Origin of the sequence: Marinobacter bryozoorum (assembly GCF_023156245.1) — a bacterium.
Classification (GTDB): Bacteria; Pseudomonadota; Gammaproteobacteria; order Pseudomonadales; family Oleiphilaceae; genus Marinobacter; species Marinobacter bryozoorum.
In genome coordinates, this window is the sequence record NZ_JAKZAH010000005.1 from 59,524 (window position 1) to 76,780 (window position 17,257).

Consider the following 17,257-nt stretch of genomic DNA (forward strand, 5'->3'; position numbering starts at 1 on the left):
CCGATCACTGGCGCCGCAGAAGTTCGTCCGCCTGCCGGCGTTGTTCATCGGTAAGGCCGGCACCATCATCGTCACCGCCATTGCCGGAACGACGGACGATCACAACAATCACCAGCAGGCCGACCAGGATTACAATGGCCGGCAATAGCCACAGCAGGGCGGTACGGGCATCGAAGGCCGGCTTGTAATGCACAAATTCGCCGAAACGGTCCACCATCGAGTCAACAACCGTCTTTTCATCGGCGCCATTCTGTACCATGCGGTAGACCTCCTCCCGCATATCCTCCGCGATGGGTGCATCCGAATCAGCGATGTTCTGGTTCTGGCACTTCGGGCAGCGCAACTCGTTCAACAGGCGATCAAAACGCTCCCGGTCTGCCTCCGACGCCAGCGGATAGATGTCCTGCGCGGAGGCCGATGAGCCTTCGGACTGTGCCAGCGCGAAGGGGGCAATCAGTACCAGCACCAAGGGAATCAGCCAGTACTTCATGAGCCCTCCTGCTGGTAACGGCGAACCACCGGACCCAGCTTTTCTTCCCACACCTCAGGGTTCACCACCCCGACATGGCGATAACGGACGATGCCCTGCTTGTCGATCACGTAGGTTTCGGGGGCGCCATAAACCCCCAGGTCAAACCCTAGCTTGCCCTGGGGATCAAACAGGGTGATCTGGTACGGGTCGCCCAGGTCCTGCAGCCAGCGCAGGGCCTGGTTGCGATTGTCCTTGTAGTTCAATCCAATGACCCGGATGCCCTTTTCTTCCGCCAGCCAGATAAGGTCATCATGCTCATCACGGCAGGCAGGACACCAGGTACCCCAGACGTTCAGCAGGGAGACCTGGCCCTGGAACACCTCAGGGGTCAGGGTCCGGTCGGGGTATTTCAGGTCTGCCAGCTCGAAGGCGGGTACCGGCTTGCCAACCAGGGCCGATTCCAGCTCCTGGGGGTCCTTGCCAAGCCCGGTATAGAGGAAAATGCCAAAGGCTATGGCGACGATAACCGGCAGGAACAGCAGTGCACGCTTCATACCCCTGCCTCCGCTGGCCGGCCTTCGGCACCTGCACCACCGGCTACCGTCGCTTTGCGCCGCTCCGTCGCCTCATCCTTGATGCGATAGCGACGATCTGCAATGGCCAGGAAGCCACCAATGGCCATCACCAGCGCACCCAGCCAGGTCCAGCGGACAAGGGGTTTGTATTGCAGCCGCACCGCCCAGGCATCGCTGGATACCGGTTCCGCCACTGCCACAAAGATGTCACGCAGGAAACCGCCATCAATACCTGCCTCGGTCATCACATTTCGCTGTACCACGTAACGTCGACGTTCGGGATAGAGTGTACTGACCGGTTCGCCGTCCCGGCTTATGTCAAAGCGGGAGACCAGAGCGGTGAAGTTCGCGCCTTCCCTTTCACCCACGGAGTCGAAGTGGAACTGATAGTCGCCAACGGTGGCAGTGTCGCCCGGACTCATGCGAACGTTGCGCTCAATGCCGTAGTTATTGACCACGGTGGCACCGGCAATCACCATCGCCAGGCCCAGGTGGCCCAGCACCATGCCGTAGAAACTGCGGGACTGCCGACGCAGGCCGTGCAGACGGCCATGGCGGGATCCGGACTTGTTCCAGACATCCTGCAGGGTCGCGGCCGCACACCAGCTGGCCGACAGTACCCCGAAAAATGCCCATAAACTGAAGCTGCTCCAGAATCCGGTCCCTTCCGCTGACACGGCACTGCCCATGGTAAGCACCACGGCGAACGCCACCACCAGGCTGACCACCGTAGGCACGATCATCTTGCGAAGCAGGTAGCCTTCGTCGGTCTTCTTCCAGCGGGAGAAGATGCCCACGCCCAGCAGGATGCCCACCACGACGGCAATGGGGCTGAAGGTCAGGTTAAAGAAGGGCTCACCAATGGAGATATTACCCAGCTCGAAGTAGTCCGCAATGAGCGGGAAGATGGTTCCGACCAGCACCAGCAGCATGGCGGCCAGCAGCAAGACGTTGTTCAGCAGCAGGAAGACTTCCCGGGACAGCGGGCCGAACTTCGCCCGGGTGTGTACCACCGGCGCACGGAAGGCGTACAGCGTCAGGCTGCCGATAACGGTAATGGCCAGCAGCAGCAACAGGAACGCGCCCCGGGTGGGGTCGGAAGCGAAGGAGTGCACCGAGGTGATCACACCGGAGCGGACCAGGAATGCCCCCAGCAGACTCAGGGCAAAGGTAAGGATGGCCAGCAGTACCGTCCAGCTCTTGAACACGCCCCGCTTCTCGGTCACCGCCAGGGAGTGCATCAGGGCGGTACCGGAAATCCAGGGCAGCAGGGACGCGTTTTCCACCGGGTCCCAGAACCACCAGCCACCCCAGCCAAGTTCGTAGTAGGCCCACCAGCTACCCAGGGCGATACCCAGGGTCAGAAAACCCCAGGCCACCGTGGTCCAGGGCCGGGACCACCGTGCCCAGGCCGCATCCAGGCGGCCGTTGATCAGCGCGGCAATGGCAAAGGCAAAGGCCACCGAGAACCCCACGTACCCCATGTAGAGCATGGGCGGATGCACGATCAGGCCGAAATCCTGCAGCAGCGGGTTCAGGTCTGCCCCGTCCGCCGGCACGTTGGGCAGGATGCGATCGAAGGGGTTGGAAGTCATCAGGATAAACAGCAGGAAGCCAACAGCCACCATACCCATCACGGAAAGCACCTGGGAGACCATCACCGATGGCAACCGGCGGCTGAAGGTCGCAACCGCCAGGGTCCAGCCGCTGAGCATCAGGATCCACAACAGCAGGGAGCCTTCGTGGCCGCCCCAGACCGCACTGAACTTGTAGTACCAGGGCATCAGGCTGTTGCTCTGGTTGGCGACGTAGGCCACGGAGAAATCATCGACCAGGAAGGCATTGGTCAGAATGCCAAAGGCAATGGCAATAAACACGAACTGCCCGGCGCCAAGCGGGCGGGCAAACGCCTGAAGGCTGTCACGGGCCGTCAAGGAGCCGTACAGTGGGATTATCGCCAGCAGCACCGATAGCAGCAGGGCGATAATGAGGGTGACTTGTCCGAGTTCGGGAAGCATGGTTCTCTCCGGTCAGGAGTCGGGTAAATGGCGTCGGGCAATCAGTATTCAGGCATCTCCCGGCCCTCTTCCCGGGCGCGGGCGGCGGACCGTTCCAGGGCCTCGCTGACCTCCGGCGGCATGTACTGTTCATCGTGCTTGGCCAGCACCTCGCTGGCGACAAACTCCCGGTTCTCATTAAGCTGGCCAGTGGCTACCACGCCCTGCCCTTCTGCAAACAGGTCCGGCAGGATGCCTTCATAGTGAACGGTTACAGACGACGAGTAATCCGTCACCCGGAACTGGACCTTCAGGCTGTCCGGGTCTCTTGCCACGGAGCCTTCTTCGACCATGCCGCCGGCACGGATGCGCACGTTAACAGGTGCTTCGCCGCCGGCGATCTGGCTGGGGTCATAGAACAGGTTGATGTTCTGCCGGAAGGCATAGGTGGTCAGGCCAACGGCAACGGCAACACCTGCGAGCAGGAACAGGACGATGGTGAGCTTGCGCTTGCGTGCTGGGTTCATGACTTGCTGATCGACTCGCTTTGGGAAGTGGGAATACGTTGAAAACCGCCACCGGTGCGCTCATTGCGAACGGTATCAGTCTGACCGGGAGATGCCACTGTTTGTTCTCGCTGCTGGGTACGTACAACCCGGCGACGATCTCTCACGGAGAGCCAGGTTATAAGCGCCATCAGCAGGAAGAACACGCCGTAACAGGTCCATACATAGGGGCCGTGACCCTCCATGATGATAAAGGCACTGAAGGAATCAAACGCCATGGTTTCAGGCTCCTCCGGATTTCAGTTGCGAACCGCCGCCGGCGGCAATGACATCTTTCACCCAGCGGGTACGACGTTCACGCCGCAACACTTCGGTCTGCATTCGGTAAAGGGAGACCCAGCCAAACAACAGGTAGGTTCCCAGCACCGCCAGCAACAGCGGCACCCACATCTCGGGCACCATGGTGGGCTTTTCAGTCAGTTTGAAGGTGGCCGGTTGATGCAGGGTATTCCACCAGTTCACCGAGTACTTGATGATGGGAATATTCACCACCCCGACGACAGTCAGGACCGCCACCGCCCGGGCTGCAGTTTTCTCATCGGAATAGGCGTGGCTGAGGCCGATTATGCCCAGGTACAAAAACAACAGGATCAGCATGGACGTCAGTCGTGCATCCCAGATCCACCAGGTGCCCCAGGTGGGCTTGCCCCAGACCGCCCCGGTAAACAGGGCCAGCACGGTGAGGATAGCGCCGACCGGTGCTGCTGCGCGCACAAAGACGTCCGCCAGTTTCATTTTCCAGACCAGGGTGATCACCCCGGCGACCGCCATCATCATGTAGACCGACTGGGCCAGGAAGGCGGTGGGCACATGGATAAAGATGATCCGATAACTGTTGCCCTGCAGATAGTCCTGGGGCGCGAAGGCCAGTCCCCAGACAATACCGGCCAGAGACAGAACAAGGCCCAGCCCCAGCAGCCAGGGCATGAAGCGGCCTGCGATTCCGTAGAACCACTTTGGTGACCCCAGCTTGTGAAAGAATTGCCACATCGGGTATATCCCCTGATCCTATACCTTTAGGCGATAAAAACCTGCGCGATGGATGGTCGCAAGCTAGGACGCCGATAAACTGATTTTCAGAGCTGCAGCGGCCGCCAGCGGCGCCAGAATGACCGCCAGCATCAGCATGGCAGCCATCAGTGCCAGGTGCCCGGATACATCCGAACCACCGGCCGCAGCCATGACAGTTCCGGTACCGAAAATCAGCACCGGAATATACAGAGGGATCACCAGCAGCGACAAGAGTACGCCCCCGGCCCGTAATCCCACGGTCAGCGCTGCTCCCACCGACCCGATCAGGCTCAGTACCGGCGTTCCGATCAGCAGCGTTAGACACAGAATGGCAACAGAGTTCCCGTCCAGGAACAACATCATGCCCAGCATTGGTGTAAGGATCACCAGGGGCAAGCCGGTTGCCAGCCAGTGGGCCAGGGTCTTGGCCAGCACCAGCACGAAGAGCGGCTGCGGCTGCAGCGCCATTTGTTCCAGGGTGCCGTCCTCGTAGTCAAACCGGAACAGATGGTCCAGCGACAACAGGGTAGCCAGCAGCGCGCCGACCCACAGGATGCCTGCCCCCGCTTCCTTGAGGAATTCTGACTCAGGGCTCACGCCCAACGGGAACAGGGCCACCACCATCACGAAGAACAGCAACGGGTTCAGCAGGTCCTGTTTCTGGCGTATGCTCAGGCGCAGATCACGCTGCAGCACCGCAACCATCGACTGAAACAGCCCTGGTGACGTTGTGACCGGATCAAGCACCGTTATCGACAGGGATTGTTGCTGCCCCATTCAGTCCACCTCCCCGACGGCCCGGGTGACAGGCCCCTGCTCACCAGCGCCCCCCAGGCGAATGCGACGCATCCCCTGCATGGCGGGTTCGTGGTGTGTGGTCATCACAACCGCCCCGCCCTGACGCACCCGATCCTCAAGCAGCCGCTCAACCGCGGCGACCGCATCGACATCCAGTGCGGTGAAGGCTTCATCCAGCAACCACACCGGTTCATCGGCAAACAGCAACCTGGCCAAAGCCACCCGACGCTTCTGGCCGGCGGACAACTGGCCACAAGGCACGTGGCTCCAGGGCCCGATACCGACCTGCTCCAGTGCCTGGCCAAGAACACGCCCCGGGACCTGCTGGCGCCCCGCCACCAGGGCCTGGAGGTTTTCCAGCGGCGTCAGCAACATCTTGATACCCGGACGATGCCCCAGGTAGAGCACATTGCGACGCACCAGGTCCCAGTGTTTCTGACGAGGCTGGCCGCACCAGTAGACCTGTCCCGACCAGTTGTCATTAAGGCCCGCCAGTATTCGCAACAGGGTTGTCTTGCCGGAACCGTTGGGGCCCTCGACACGGGTAAGGGTTCCCGGCACTATGGAGAAACTCAGGTCACTGAAGAGCGTCCGGCCATCTCGCTCGCATTCCAGGCCCTCGGCCCTCAGCAAGTGGTCAGCGTGTTGCAGCGGCTCAGTCATCAAGGCCCCGAAGTACGGGGGGCAGCCTCAAGGGCCACCCCGGATAATGCGATTTCGCCGGTAGTTCCGGCTGCGACCGGGTGCAGTCCCGGTGAGACCGCTATTATATAGAAATGGGCCATTGATTACTCTTGCCTGACATCAAAACCACGCATCGCACTTAACAAAAGCCATGAAATTACCGCACGGTAACCCGATCCCGCCCCAGCCGTCGAACCGGTCAGCCCCGCCACAGCCCGCAGGCCAGCCGGATGCGATGCAACAACTCCGGCAACTGCATCTGGAAAACCGGCAGGCGGTCGTAGCCCGGGTCGCTGAACTACTGGCGCAAAGAGGCAGCCAGCAGGCGGTGCTGGATGTGCGGGGCCAGCGAGTGACCGTGGACTTGCCAAATAACGGCCCCGAACTGAAAGCCGGTGACCTGATTCGCATAATGCGCGAAGGCCAGTCCCTGACCCTGCTGGACAAACTGCCGGCTGCCGCCGAGACCCGCCTGGGGCAGGCACTGCTGCGCCACCTGCCCTGGCAGCAAAACCTCGACAGCGGCCTGACCCGACTGTTAGCCGCCCTGAGCACCGGGCTCAACAGCGCCCCCGGTACCGCCCTGCCGGGCACAACCGAGCCTCTGCCGGCATCGGTGCGGGAAGCGCTGCAGGCCATCGTCCGGCTGCTGCCAAGGGCATCTGCCGAGAACGGAGCGCCGTCGTTCAGGCCAGTAACCGGCCAGTCCCCCGCCAGCCCCGGGACCTCCGCCGCCCTGTTGACGGGCACGGGCGCGCCGCTGAAAAACCCACTGGATGCAGCCGCGGTCAAACAGTGGCTGGCCACCAGCGGTGTGCTCGCCGAGGCTGGCCTGGCCCGGGGCACAGCACAGCCTGGTCCAACCGACCTGAAGCTTGCCCTTGGCCGACTCGCCCTGACTCTGTTGCAACACCAGAATCTGGGCAGTGACCAGTTCACCCGCTTCACCCCCCTTCCCAGCCAGGAGCTGATCAGCGCTCCACTGCAGTTCCCGGCACCGACGACACCGCCGGTCACCATGACCGAAGCCCGGGAACCGACATCACCCGGGCAAATGCTCAGGCTGCTGGCCGGCATGCTCAACCGGATCACTGTCAATCAACTGCACAGCCAGCTGCTGACCACGCGGGCAGGCGGCGAGGCCGGTACGCCCGTCAATACCCTGGTCACCGACCTGCCCTGGATGGCCCCCGGAGGCGAGGTAAAAACCGCACAGCTGCGCATAGACTACGAGAGCCCGGATCAGCAGGGGGCATCGAAGGCCCGCAAAGCGAGCGTGGCCGAGTGGCGACTGTCCCTCGCCATGGACCTGGACGAGGCGGGCAAGGTGTTCTTTGACGTTGCCCTGCGACAGAGCTCGGTCTCCGCCCGGGTCTGGGCCGAACAACAGGCTACCGCGCGCCAGGTCACCCGGCAGCTGGGAGACCTGCGCACACGACTGACCGACCTGGGGCTGGAAGTCTCAGAGCTGGAGTGCCGCCGGGGCCAGCCACCGGTCACACCGACACGGCTGGAACACCGGCTACTGGACACACGGGCATGAGCAGCGATAAAGGCTGGCACAATGACTGAACAGAACAAAACGGGAAGGGAAACCGCCGTTGCCCTGAAATACGACGGTAAACGCGCCCCGACGGTAGCCGCCAGTGGCCTTGACGAGGTGGCGGAGGAAATCATCCGCATCGCCCGGGAGCACGACGTCCCTCTTTACGAGAACGCCGAGCTCGCCGGAATCCTGGCGCGACTGGACCTGGACGAGGAAATCCCGGAAACCCTGTACCGGGTGATCGCGGAAATCCTGGCGTTTGCCTTCCACCTGCAAGGCAAGACGCCAGACGACGCTGAGTGAGTTGACTGGTGAGCTTACGCGGCCCGCTGCTGTCGGCGGCGCAGGGCGGACACCAGCTCGGCTTCTGGCCGGGAGATGCCACAGGTATTCATCAGGTCATCCACATCCGCCCCGAGGTCCACCAGGCGGGAAGCCTCATCGTAGGAGACCCGCAGAGGGTCATTCTGGCGCATTTCGTCAAACTGGGTGCGCAGCTCATGGAGCTGGCGTTCGCAGGCAATCACCCGGTTGCCCACACCAATGCTGCCACTGCTGGTGGCATGGAGCTCACGAACCAGGTTTTCGCTGTTGTCCCGCAGCTGCTGACGCAGGCGGGCAATGCGCCGGGCGTTGAGTATCCCCTGCGCACCCAGCAGAAGCAAAGCCATTACGGTCAGGGCCCAGGGGGCCAGGGTAGTCCAGTCGGTGGTCATCATCACTCATTCCTCTCAGGTGGTGATCACGCCAGGCGGTGGACCGGCCCTGACCGCTGTATTCCGACCGTCCTCCCCGGGGGAAGGCGACCGTGCTCAGGGTCAGAGTGCGGCGATCTCCGCCCACTCGTGATCAGACAGCATCTTGTCGAATTCAACAAGGATGATCAGTTCACCATCCTTGTTGCAGACACCCTGGATGAACTTGGCGCTTTCCTCGTTCCCCACATTGGGTGCCGTCTCGATCTCACTGGCCTTCAGGTACACCACCTCGGCAACGGAATCCACCAGGATACCCATCACCTGGCTGTCAGACTCCATCACCACGATGCGGGTGGCATCCGTCACCTCCGCATCCACCAGGCCGAACCGGCGGCGGGTGTCGATCACCGTGACCACGTTACCGCGCAGGTTGATGATGCCCAGCACATAGTCCGGGGCACCGGGAACCGGCGCGATCTCGGTGTAACGCAGCACTTCCTGGATCTGCATTACATCGATGCCATAGGTCTCGTCATCCAGACGGAAGGTGACGTACTGAAGAACCTTGTCGTCTCGGGCCTGACTGTTCTGTCCGTTATCGGATGCCATAATGCCTCATCTCCTGGCAGGCCATCCGTCAACAGGACAGCCTGATGTCAAAAAACCATCGTCAGCGCCCCATACTATAGTCAGGGGCACAAACCGTGCCAGAGTGGTACGGTTTCATTTGGTAACTGCCGGCGGGTGTTGTCGTGCCAGCCTGTGGTAGATATCGGCCGGCGCCGGTGAAAACTTGAGTATTACCCTGAAATCCGTGCAGAAATTGCCTATTCCAGGTCCAGCCGCTGCTCCCTCTCGGCCCTGGCCAGCAACCGGGCCATGGCGCCCACATCGATCAGGGCACACATATGCTGCACCACCGTACCCGCCAGCCATGGGCGCTTGCTGCGAGATGTACGCCAGCGTACCTGATCCGGATCGAGGGTGAAGGATTCTGCCACCTCGTCACAGGCCAGTGACCAGTCACTGTCGTCCAGGCGGATTACGAACCGGTAGCCTTCCCGGGCGTCCGCCGGCGCGCGACCGGGCATGATCCACTGGGCCGAGTCCACTACCTTCAGGTTCACCCCCCGGTCCGGCAACATGCCCATGTACCAGGGAGGGCGTCCGGGGATCGGCTTGATCCGGTCCTCGATACGGTGAATCGCGCCCAGCAGCACCAGGGGCACCGCCAGTTGCAGGCCTGCCACCCGGAAAATCAGGCACTCGAAGGGGCGTTCCGCCCAGTCCGGGCGCCCTTCCGTCGTGGGTTCCGGCTCGGGCCCTGCCGGCGTTTCCACCTGTTCGGCCACCACCGGCTCAGCCACCGGTACCGGTACCACTGACTCTGCCACTTCAGGCCCTGGCTCCGGCGGAACAGGGAGCTGCTCCGGCGGAACCGCCTCTTCCACCCGGGTTTGGGTATCAGCGGCAGGCGGCTCTGTCCGGGATTCCGGCGTTTCCTCCTCCACCTCCGTCAGGGTCGAGGTAGCCGTATGCAACAGGTCATCCAGGTAACTGACCAGCGCAGACGAAGGATCCGCCAGGTCGGCCTGCCGACGGGAGCCACGTTCAGCCGCCATGGTACCCCCTGTCCGGAATCACGCACCGCGCCGGAAATCCGTCACACCAAAGACCCTCCGGGAACAGGCCCGCCAGGGGGATCGTATCGGAGCCCCTTTCTATCGCGCGATCACCTAGTTGTGCTGCCATGAGGTGGTTCCCTCCTGCAGGTCCTGCAACAGCCGCCGGTAGGCCCGCACGCCCCGGGAATCCGGGTCCAGCCTGGAGGGCACCACGCCCGCCTGGCTGGCATCCCGGAACCGCGTATCTACCGGCACCATGAAGCGCCACAACTCTTCAGGATAGGTGCGCCTGAGTTCGTTCAGGGTCTTCACCGACGCCTGGGTACGCTTGTCATAGAGTGTCGGCACGATGGTGTATTCGAGCCGGTTTTTCTGGGATCGCATGATCATCTGCAGGGTGTGCAGCATTCGCTCCAGCCCTTTAAGCGCCAGGAATTCGGTTTGTACCGGCACGATCAGGTGCCGGGCCGCAGCCAGGGCGTTCACCATCAGAACACCCAGTGACGGCGTGTTATCCAGCAACACATAGTCAAAGTCATCCCAAAGCATGGCCAGTGCCCGGGACACAATCAGCCCCATGCCCTCGACGCCGACCATTTTGCGCTCCAGGGTCGCCAGTGCGGTGCTGGCCGGTAACAGTGACAGGTTTTCACAACTCGTTTCGGTAACCAGCTGGGCCGGCAGATCCTCGGGCACCTTGCCGTTGTGCTGGAACAGATCAAATACACTGTGCGCCAGGCGGTCCGGGTCATAGCCAAACCAGCTGGTCAGGGAGCCATGGGGGTCCAGGTCGGCCACCAGCACCCGATGGCCCTGTTCCGCCAGGAGCCCCCCAAGGGTTACCACTGACGTGGTCTTGCCCACGCCCCCTTTCTGATTTGCTACTGCCCAGATCCGCACAAACGCTTCTCCTGCTCCGGTATCCCTCTGGGGAGACCGTTGTTACTCTGAATCTGCCGATGCGCCCGGGCCGGCAACCGATTGCCGGCCCGGGCCTTTTTCATGGTCAAATCCGGCCTTTCCGGACATTGATACAGATATCGTGCCACCCTTATCAGACAGCATCGCTCCATCGATTTACGGTGACCGGACCACGCCCCGGATCGCGGCATCACGGGAGATCAGCAGCACTACCCGCCGGTTACGGCGCCGGCCTTCGTCGGTGTCGTTACGGGCCACCGGCTGCCAGGCGCCATAGCCAACAGCCGCCATCCTCGATGCATCCACCCCCTCGGCGGCCAGCATGCGCACCACCGCCGATGCCCTTGCTGTCGACAGCTCCCAGTTCGACGGGTAGCGACTGGTCCGGATCGGCCGGTCGTCGGTAAACCCCTCCACCCGTATGGCGTTGTCCTCATCCCTCAGGATATCTGCGATCCGCTCCATCACCGGAAAGGCATCATAGTGCGGTTCCGCCTCACCGCTGCCGAACAACAGGCTGTCACGCATACTGAGCTCAATCCATTTGTCGTTGCTTTGCAGGCTGACCACCCCCTGCTCCATCAGGCTATCGAACTCCAGGGCAAAGCGGTTGGCCATCTCCTGCAGGGCCTCGCTGCGAAGGTCCTGCTCACGGACCGTGGTGGAAGGCTCCTCGGCGGGCACCGGCTCAGGCGCCACCGGTGGGGGAATTACCTGGTCCCCGGTGGGCTCTGTCAGGGCTGGCTGATCGCCCACGGGAACGGGCGTCATGGATCGCTGGGGCGCGTTGAAGACGCCCGTCAGCGTTTCGGAGAGCACCTTGTACTTGCCTTCGTTCACAGAAGACACCGAGTACATGACCACGAAGAACCCGAACAGCAGCGTGATGAAGTCCGCATAGGAAATCAGCCACCGCTCCCGGTTCTGGCTTACCTCAGCCCGCCTGGATCGACGCCTCATGGGTTCCCCCTGCGCGTTGGCTCATGGTTGCACGAACCCCCGCAATCGCATCTCGATGGCGCGGGGATTCTCGCCTTCCGCGATGGCAATAATGCCATCAATCATCATGTCCTCGTACCGGGTCCGACGCCGCACAATTTCCCGCATCTTGTTGGCAATGGGAAAAAACAGCAGGTTGGCCAGGGCGACCCCGTATATGGTGGCCACGAAGGCGGTAGCAATACCGGCACCGAGGGTGGAAGGGTCGGTCAGGTTGGTCATGACCTGGATCAGCCCCATAACCGCCCCGATAATACCGATGGTGGGCGAGTATCCCCCCATGGCTTCGAACACCTGGGCGGCCTCCAGGTCGCGCTGCTCCCGGGATTCCAGGTCCACTTCCAGCACGCTGCGAATGGTCTCGGTTTCGGCACCGTCCACCAGTAGCTGCAGGCCTTTGCGGGCAAAGGGTTCGGGCTCTTTCTCGGCGATGCCCTCGAGGCCGAGCAGGCCCTGTTTGCGGGCCTTGACGCTCCAGTCCATGACCTTGCCCACGCCCTCCTCGAGGCCGATGTAAGGCGGGAAAAACACCCAGCGGGCCTGGCTGAAGGCCCGGCGGAGAAGGCCCGCGGATGTCTGCAGGATGGTGGCGGCCAGGGTACCACCGACCACGATCAGTGCCGCCGGCAGGTTGAACAGGGAGGCCAGGGTGCCCCCTTCGAGCATATTGCCCCCCAGCAGCGCCGCAAAGGCTAGGATAATGCCCAGCAGGCTGAGGATATCCATCAGTGGACCCCTTCAACCAGGCGGGGCCCGACCTCGTCCAGGGGCAGGATTTCATCACTGAGCCCGGCCCGGGCAACAGCCATGGGCATGCCGTAGATCACCGAGGATTTTTCATCCTGGGACCAGATCACCGACCCGGTCTGTTTCATCATCCGGCTGCCTTCCTTGCCGTCTGCTCCCATACCAGTGAGGATCACGCCCAGGGTCTTGCCCGGGAAGCTGCGGGCCAGGGAGCCAAAGGTGACATCGACGCTGGGCTTGTAGTTGAGCCGGTCATCCCCGGGCAGGATACGCACCCTGCCCTGGCCGCCCCGGTTCTCGATCATCATCTGTTTGCCACCCGGTGCCAGCAGTGCCAGGCCCGGACGCAGCATATCGCCGTCCTCGGCCTGGCGAACCTGGATGCGGCAGAGTTTGTTCAGCCGCTCGGCGAAGGCCGGGGTGAAACTGCCGGGCATATGCTGAACCAGCACCAGTGGCGCCGGGAAATTGGCAGGCAGGTTGACCAGTACCTTCTGCAGGGCGATAGGGCCGCCGGTGGAGGTGCCAATGGCCACCACATCATAGTGACGGTTGGCCGTGCGGCGGCGAGCGGGGCGCGCCGGGGCACCTGGTTCCTGTCGCGACGCCGGGGGGGCAGCGGGCGCCTGGCGTGCGCTAACACGGCTGGATTCCTGTCGGTGTGCAGGAGGAGTGGCCGGGCGTGAGCCAGCCGGTGCATTCGGGGGCGTTGACGGCGCCTTACTACGGCCTGCCCGGGGGCTACTTCGGGCCACATCCAGTATACGCTGTCGCAGGATGCGCTGGAGCTCCGAACCGTCCTTGGCAATATCTTCGAAATTCTTCGGCAGGAAGTCGACGGCACCGGCTTCCAGGGCATCCAGGGTTACCCGGGCGCCCTCGTAGGTCAGGGAGGAGAACATCAGTACCGGCGTCGGGCAGCGGCGCATGATTTCCTTCACCGCTGCAATACCATTCATCACCGGCATTTCATAATCCATGGTGATGACATCCGGGCGAAGCTTCTCCGCCATTTCCACGCCTTCACGGCCATTGGTGGCGGCGCCCACAACCTTGATGGTGCCGGAAGCGTTGAGAATTTCCGTCAGTCGCTTGCGGAAGAACCCGGAATCATCAACGACCAGCACAGAAACTGTCATTCACTCCCCCTCTCTGATACCCGTCCGGTCAGCCGTAGTGCTGCAACAGGCTGGGCACATCAATGATCAGGGCGATGCGGCCATCGCCGGTAATGGTGGCACCCGCCATGCCCGGCGTGCCCTGCAAGGCACGACCCAACGGTTTGATAACCACCTCTTCCTGGCCAATCAGCTGGTCCACCACAAAGCCCACCTGGCGCGTGCCCATGGCCACGATCACCACATGGGCATTCTCAGGCTCGGCCGTGCCGGTATCCGAGGGCACCAGCCACCGCTTGATATGGAACAGCGGGAAGACCTTGTCCCGCACGACGATGCATTCACGACCGTCGACAACATTTTTCTTGCTCAGGTCCAGGTGGAAAATCTCCACCACGTTGACCAGCGGCAGGGCAAAGGACTGGTTGCCCAGCATGATCATCAATGTGGGCATGATCGCCAGGGTCAGCGGCACCTTGATACGGATCGCCGTACCCTTGCCCGGACTGGATTCCACATGGACCTGGCCATTGAGCTGGCTAATCTTGGTCTTCACCACGTCCATGCCGACACCACGACCGGACACATCGGAGATCTGGTCCTTGGTGGAGAAACCGGCGGCGAAGATCAGGTTGAAACACTCGTTGTCGGTCAGGCGGTCTGCCGCATCCTGGTCGTAGATGCCCTTCTCTACCGCCTTGCGACGCAATTTTTCCGGATCCATACCGCCGCCGTCGTCCTCGATGGACAGCAGGATATGATCCCCTTCCTGCTCTGCCGACAGGGTGACCGTGCCCTGGCGTGGCTTGCCGGCCTGCTCACGGGCATCGGGCATTTCGATGCCATGGTCCACGGAGTTGCGCACCAGGTGCACCAGCGGATCGGCCAGGGCTTCCACCAGGTTCTTGTCCAGGTCCGTGTCTTCGCCGTGCATGACCAGGTTGATTTCTTTCTTCAGGTTCCGGGCCAGGTCACGGACCACACGGGGAAAGCGCCCGAATACCTTCTTGATGGGCTGCATCCGGGTCGCCATGACAGCAGACTGAAGGTCCGTAGTGACGACATCCAGGTTGGAAACCGCCTTGTGCACCTCACTGTCTTCACTCTCCGAGCCCAGGCGCTGCAGGCGATTACGGACCAGGACCAGTTCACCCACCATATTCATGATGTCGTCCAGCCGCCGGGTATCCACCCGCACCGAGGTTTCCGCCGGCGCCTGGTTTGTCTGGGCAGGGCTCGCTGACTTGGCCGCCGCTGCCGGCTTGGCGGGCTCAGGCGCCGGCTCTGGCTTCTTCTCGGCTGGCTTGTCGCTGGCAGCCTTTGGTGCGGGCTGCTCTGGATTTGCCGCACCGGCCGAATGCGCCGGGCTCTTGCCCTTGCCGTGGAGGTCGTCAAGCAGGCGCTCGAACTCGTCGTCTGTAATCAGGTCGCTGTCGCCAGCGCTGGCTTTGTCGTCATCGCCTGCAGGCGCCTCCCCGGTACCTTCATCCGGGTCCGGCACGTCAGTGGAAGCCACTTCGCCGGAGAACCTGCCCTTGCCATGAAGCTGGTCCAGCAGGGCCTCGAATTCGTCGTCGCTGATATCATCACTGTCTGACGGGCCGCTGGCCTCACCAGCACCGGCATCAGCGGGAGCTTTGTCGGCTACGCTTCCCTTGCCATCGTCAAGGGCATCCAGCAGCTGCTCAAATTCATCGTCGGTAATATCACCGTGGTCGTCACCACCAGCAGTGGCCGTAGCCTCTTGTGCAGGTGCAGCCGGGGCGTCGGCCTGGCTGTCCAGGGGTGACTCACCCTCAGGCAGGGCGTACTGCCCGAGGGTGTCGATCAGCGACTGGGGTGCCGGGGTTGGTTCTTCCCGGTTGCGTACCTGGTCGAACATGGCGTTGACGTTATCCAGGGCCTGCAGCACCACGTCCATCAGGTCCGAAGTGACGGCACGCTTGTGGTTACGCAGCGTGTCAAACACGTTCTCGGCCGAGTGACAGCAGTTGACCAGCGCTTCGAGCTGGAGGAACCCGGCCCCCCCCTTGACGGTGTGAAAGCCACGGAAGATGGCATTGAGCAGATCACTGTCTTCCGGGTGCTGTTCCAGGTCCACCAGTTGTTCAGAGAGCTGTTCCAGGATTTCCCCGGCCTCCACCAGGAAGTCCTGGAGAATCTCTTCGTCTGCATCAAATGCCATGCAACTACCTCACTTAAAAGCCGAGACTGGACAGCAGGTCGTCAACGTCGTCCTGTCCGGACACAACGTCAGACCGCTCTGCGGCGCGCATCTGGGGTCCTTCCCCCTTGATCGAGGCATCCTTTTCCTTGATTTCGTGGACGGTTCCGGTGAGCTGGTCCACGTGGCTGGCCATCACAACAAGGCTCAGCAGGTTCTCTTCTACTTCTTTCACCAGGGCGGTGACCTTCTGGATCACCTGCCCGGTCAGGTCCTGGAAATCCTGCGCCAGCAGGATTTCCGAGAGATCGGTGTACATCTTCTCGGCGTCGTCGGCCAGGCTCTCGAAGAACCGGTCAATGCGGCCATACAGCTCACGGAACTCGGACGGAGCCATCTCCCGGCGCCGCAGCCGTTGCCAGTCATCCCGCAAGGATCGCGCCTGTTCACACATGGCGTTGGCCCGGGGCATGGCATCTTCCACCAGGTCCATGGTGCGGTTGGCGGCCTTGCCGGTCATTTCCACCACGTACTGAAGCCGGTCCGAGGCATCGGACATCTTGGACAGGGCTTCCTGCTGCTCCGCATTCTGCGGCTGGATCTGGAAATTGCGGATGGCCTCGTGGAGGCTGCGGGTCAGGCGACCCACTTCCCGGTACAGACTCTGATCCCTCACCTCGCTCAGGTCATTGATCAGGGTCATGGCCCGGGCATAGTCACCGGCATTGACCTGCTCAACAAGCTCCTGGGCCTGTTCCTTGAGCTTGCTGGTGGTTTCCGGGTCCAGGCCGGGGCTGTTCTGTTTGTCTTCGCTCATGGGAGCACATCCGGACAGTCAGTTCAGGGTTCAAGGCGCTGGCGGCCTTACTGGATTCGCTCGAAGATCTTCTCGATCTTCTCCTTGAGTACGGCGGCCGTGAACGGCTTGACCACATAGCCGTTGACGCCGGCCTGGGCCGCCGCCACGATCTGGTCGCGCTTGGCCTCGGCCGTCACCATCAGGATCGGCAGATCCTTCAGGTCTTCGTCGGCCCGTACCGCCTTGAGCAAATCGAACCCGGACATGCCCGGCATGTTCCAGTCGGTCACCAGGAAGTCGTACTTGCCCGTCTTGAGCATGGGCAAGGCGGTATTGCCGTCATCCGCCTCGTCGGTGTTGGTGAATCCGAGATCACGGAGCAGGTTCTTGATGATCCGTCGCATCGTGGAGAAGTCGTCCACGATGAGAATTTTCATGTTCTTGTCCAATGGGACCTCCAGTTGGTCGTCGCCGGAATATTGACCTGGCCCTGTGCGGGCCTTTGGCAGGCGATAACCTGCCTGCACTGCTGTCAGA

General features: G+C 62.1%; 20 protein-coding genes. 2 read left to right on the forward strand and 18 right to left on the reverse strand.

From position 1 onward, the window contains the following. Nucleotides 1-4 precede the first annotated feature (4 nt). The 8 genes from MLC59_RS04465 to ccmA all read right to left on the reverse strand — a co-directional run bounded on the left by MLC59_RS04465 (nucleotide 5) and on the right by ccmA (nucleotide 6,082). Nucleotides 5-490: a cytochrome c-type biogenesis protein gene (locus tag MLC59_RS04465; RefSeq protein WP_248231257.1), complete on the reverse strand. Its 486-nt coding sequence runs from the start codon at nucleotides 488-490 to the stop codon at nucleotides 5-7. Next, nucleotides 487-1,026, reverse strand: a complete 540-nt coding sequence (locus MLC59_RS04470; RefSeq protein WP_248231260.1) for a DsbE family thiol:disulfide interchange protein — start codon at nucleotides 1,024-1,026, stop codon at nucleotides 487-489. The genes MLC59_RS04465 and MLC59_RS04470 overlap by 4 nt, the downstream gene beginning before the upstream one ends. Then, nucleotides 1,023-3,065 (reverse strand): heme lyase CcmF/NrfE family subunit, encoded by a 2,043-nt coding sequence (locus MLC59_RS04475; protein WP_248231262.1) that lies wholly within the window; start codon nucleotides 3,063-3,065, stop codon nucleotides 1,023-1,025. The genes MLC59_RS04470 and MLC59_RS04475 overlap by 4 nt, the downstream gene beginning before the upstream one ends. Nucleotides 3,066-3,106: 41 nt before the next feature. Further along, nucleotides 3,107-3,571 (reverse strand): cytochrome c maturation protein CcmE, encoded by a 465-nt coding sequence (gene ccmE, locus MLC59_RS04480; RefSeq protein ID WP_248231264.1) that lies wholly within the window; start codon nucleotides 3,569-3,571, stop codon nucleotides 3,107-3,109. Beyond that, the gene (gene ccmD, locus MLC59_RS04485; RefSeq protein ID WP_248231267.1) at nucleotides 3,568-3,828 is read right to left on the reverse strand and encodes a heme exporter protein CcmD; all 261 of its coding nucleotides are present in this window, start codon (nucleotides 3,826-3,828) and stop codon (nucleotides 3,568-3,570) included. Before ccmD ends, ccmE begins: the two co-directional genes overlap by 4 nt. 4 nt (nucleotides 3,829-3,832) lie before the next feature. Then, the gene (locus tag MLC59_RS04490) at nucleotides 3,833-4,600 is read right to left on the reverse strand and encodes a heme ABC transporter permease (protein ID WP_248231269.1); all 768 of its coding nucleotides are present in this window, start codon (nucleotides 4,598-4,600) and stop codon (nucleotides 3,833-3,835) included. Between the two features lie 63 nt (nucleotides 4,601-4,663). Beyond that, nucleotides 4,664-5,326 carry a heme exporter protein CcmB gene (gene ccmB / locus MLC59_RS04495; RefSeq protein WP_248231464.1) on the reverse strand — a complete coding sequence of 221 codons (663 nt, stop codon included), beginning with the start codon at nucleotides 5,324-5,326 and terminating at the stop codon, nucleotides 4,664-4,666. 72 nt (nucleotides 5,327-5,398) lie between these two features. Further along, nucleotides 5,399-6,082, reverse strand: coding sequence for a cytochrome c biogenesis heme-transporting ATPase CcmA (gene ccmA, locus MLC59_RS04500; protein WP_248231273.1), 684 nt, complete (start codon nucleotides 6,080-6,082; stop codon nucleotides 5,399-5,401). A 172-nt stretch (nucleotides 6,083-6,254) separates the two neighbouring features. Here ccmA and fliK point away from each other — a divergent pair, with 172 nt between their 5' ends. Next, entirely contained in the window at nucleotides 6,255-7,646 is a 1,392-nt protein-coding gene (fliK, locus tag MLC59_RS04505; RefSeq protein ID WP_248231274.1) for a flagellar hook-length control protein FliK, read from the forward strand. 21 nt (nucleotides 7,647-7,667) lie between these two features. Next, nucleotides 7,668-7,952 (forward strand): EscU/YscU/HrcU family type III secretion system export apparatus switch protein, encoded by a 285-nt coding sequence (locus tag MLC59_RS04510; RefSeq protein WP_248231277.1) that lies wholly within the window; start codon nucleotides 7,668-7,670, stop codon nucleotides 7,950-7,952. A gap of 14 nt (nucleotides 7,953-7,966) precedes the next feature. Here the strand turns inward: MLC59_RS04510 and MLC59_RS04515 are convergent, their stop codons facing one another. The 10 genes from MLC59_RS04515 to cheY form a co-directional block, all read right to left on the reverse strand. Continuing rightward, the gene (locus tag MLC59_RS04515; protein WP_248231467.1) at nucleotides 7,967-8,365 is read right to left on the reverse strand and encodes a DUF2802 domain-containing protein; all 399 of its coding nucleotides are present in this window, start codon (nucleotides 8,363-8,365) and stop codon (nucleotides 7,967-7,969) included. A 102-nt stretch (nucleotides 8,366-8,467) separates the two neighbouring features. Continuing rightward, nucleotides 8,468-8,956 (reverse strand): chemotaxis protein CheW, encoded by a 489-nt coding sequence (locus MLC59_RS04520; RefSeq protein WP_248231279.1) that lies wholly within the window; start codon nucleotides 8,954-8,956, stop codon nucleotides 8,468-8,470. A 218-nt stretch (nucleotides 8,957-9,174) separates the two neighbouring features. Beyond that, on the reverse strand, nucleotides 9,175-9,969 hold the full coding sequence (locus MLC59_RS04525; protein ID WP_248231281.1) for a chemotaxis protein CheW: 795 nt from the start codon (nucleotides 9,967-9,969) through the stop codon (nucleotides 9,175-9,177). Between the two features lie 114 nt (nucleotides 9,970-10,083). Beyond that, nucleotides 10,084-10,872 carry a ParA family protein gene (locus MLC59_RS04530; protein ID WP_248231282.1) on the reverse strand — a complete coding sequence of 263 codons (789 nt, stop codon included), beginning with the start codon at nucleotides 10,870-10,872 and terminating at the stop codon, nucleotides 10,084-10,086. A 177-nt stretch (nucleotides 10,873-11,049) separates the two neighbouring features. Further along, on the reverse strand, nucleotides 11,050-11,853 hold the full coding sequence (gene motD / locus MLC59_RS04535) for a flagellar motor protein MotD (protein WP_248231283.1): 804 nt from the start codon (nucleotides 11,851-11,853) through the stop codon (nucleotides 11,050-11,052). Nucleotides 11,854-11,874: 21 nt separating this feature from the next. Next, nucleotides 11,875-12,618, reverse strand: a complete 744-nt coding sequence (locus tag MLC59_RS04540; RefSeq protein WP_248231285.1) for a flagellar motor protein — start codon at nucleotides 12,616-12,618, stop codon at nucleotides 11,875-11,877. Further along, entirely contained in the window at nucleotides 12,618-13,778 is a 1,161-nt protein-coding gene (locus MLC59_RS04545; protein ID WP_248231286.1) for a protein-glutamate methylesterase/protein-glutamine glutaminase, read from the reverse strand. The genes MLC59_RS04540 and MLC59_RS04545 overlap by 1 nt, the downstream gene beginning before the upstream one ends. Before the next feature lie 28 nt (nucleotides 13,779-13,806). After that, nucleotides 13,807-15,942 (reverse strand): chemotaxis protein CheA, encoded by a 2,136-nt coding sequence (locus tag MLC59_RS04550; RefSeq protein WP_248231287.1) that lies wholly within the window; start codon nucleotides 15,940-15,942, stop codon nucleotides 13,807-13,809. Nucleotides 15,943-15,955: 13 nt separating this feature from the next. Continuing rightward, nucleotides 15,956-16,738 (reverse strand): protein phosphatase CheZ, encoded by a 783-nt coding sequence (locus MLC59_RS04555; RefSeq protein ID WP_248231288.1) that lies wholly within the window; start codon nucleotides 16,736-16,738, stop codon nucleotides 15,956-15,958. 47 nt (nucleotides 16,739-16,785) lie between these two features. Next, nucleotides 16,786-17,169 (reverse strand): chemotaxis response regulator CheY, encoded by a 384-nt coding sequence (cheY, locus tag MLC59_RS04560; protein ID WP_248231289.1) that lies wholly within the window; start codon nucleotides 17,167-17,169, stop codon nucleotides 16,786-16,788. Nucleotides 17,170-17,257 lie beyond the last annotated feature (88 nt).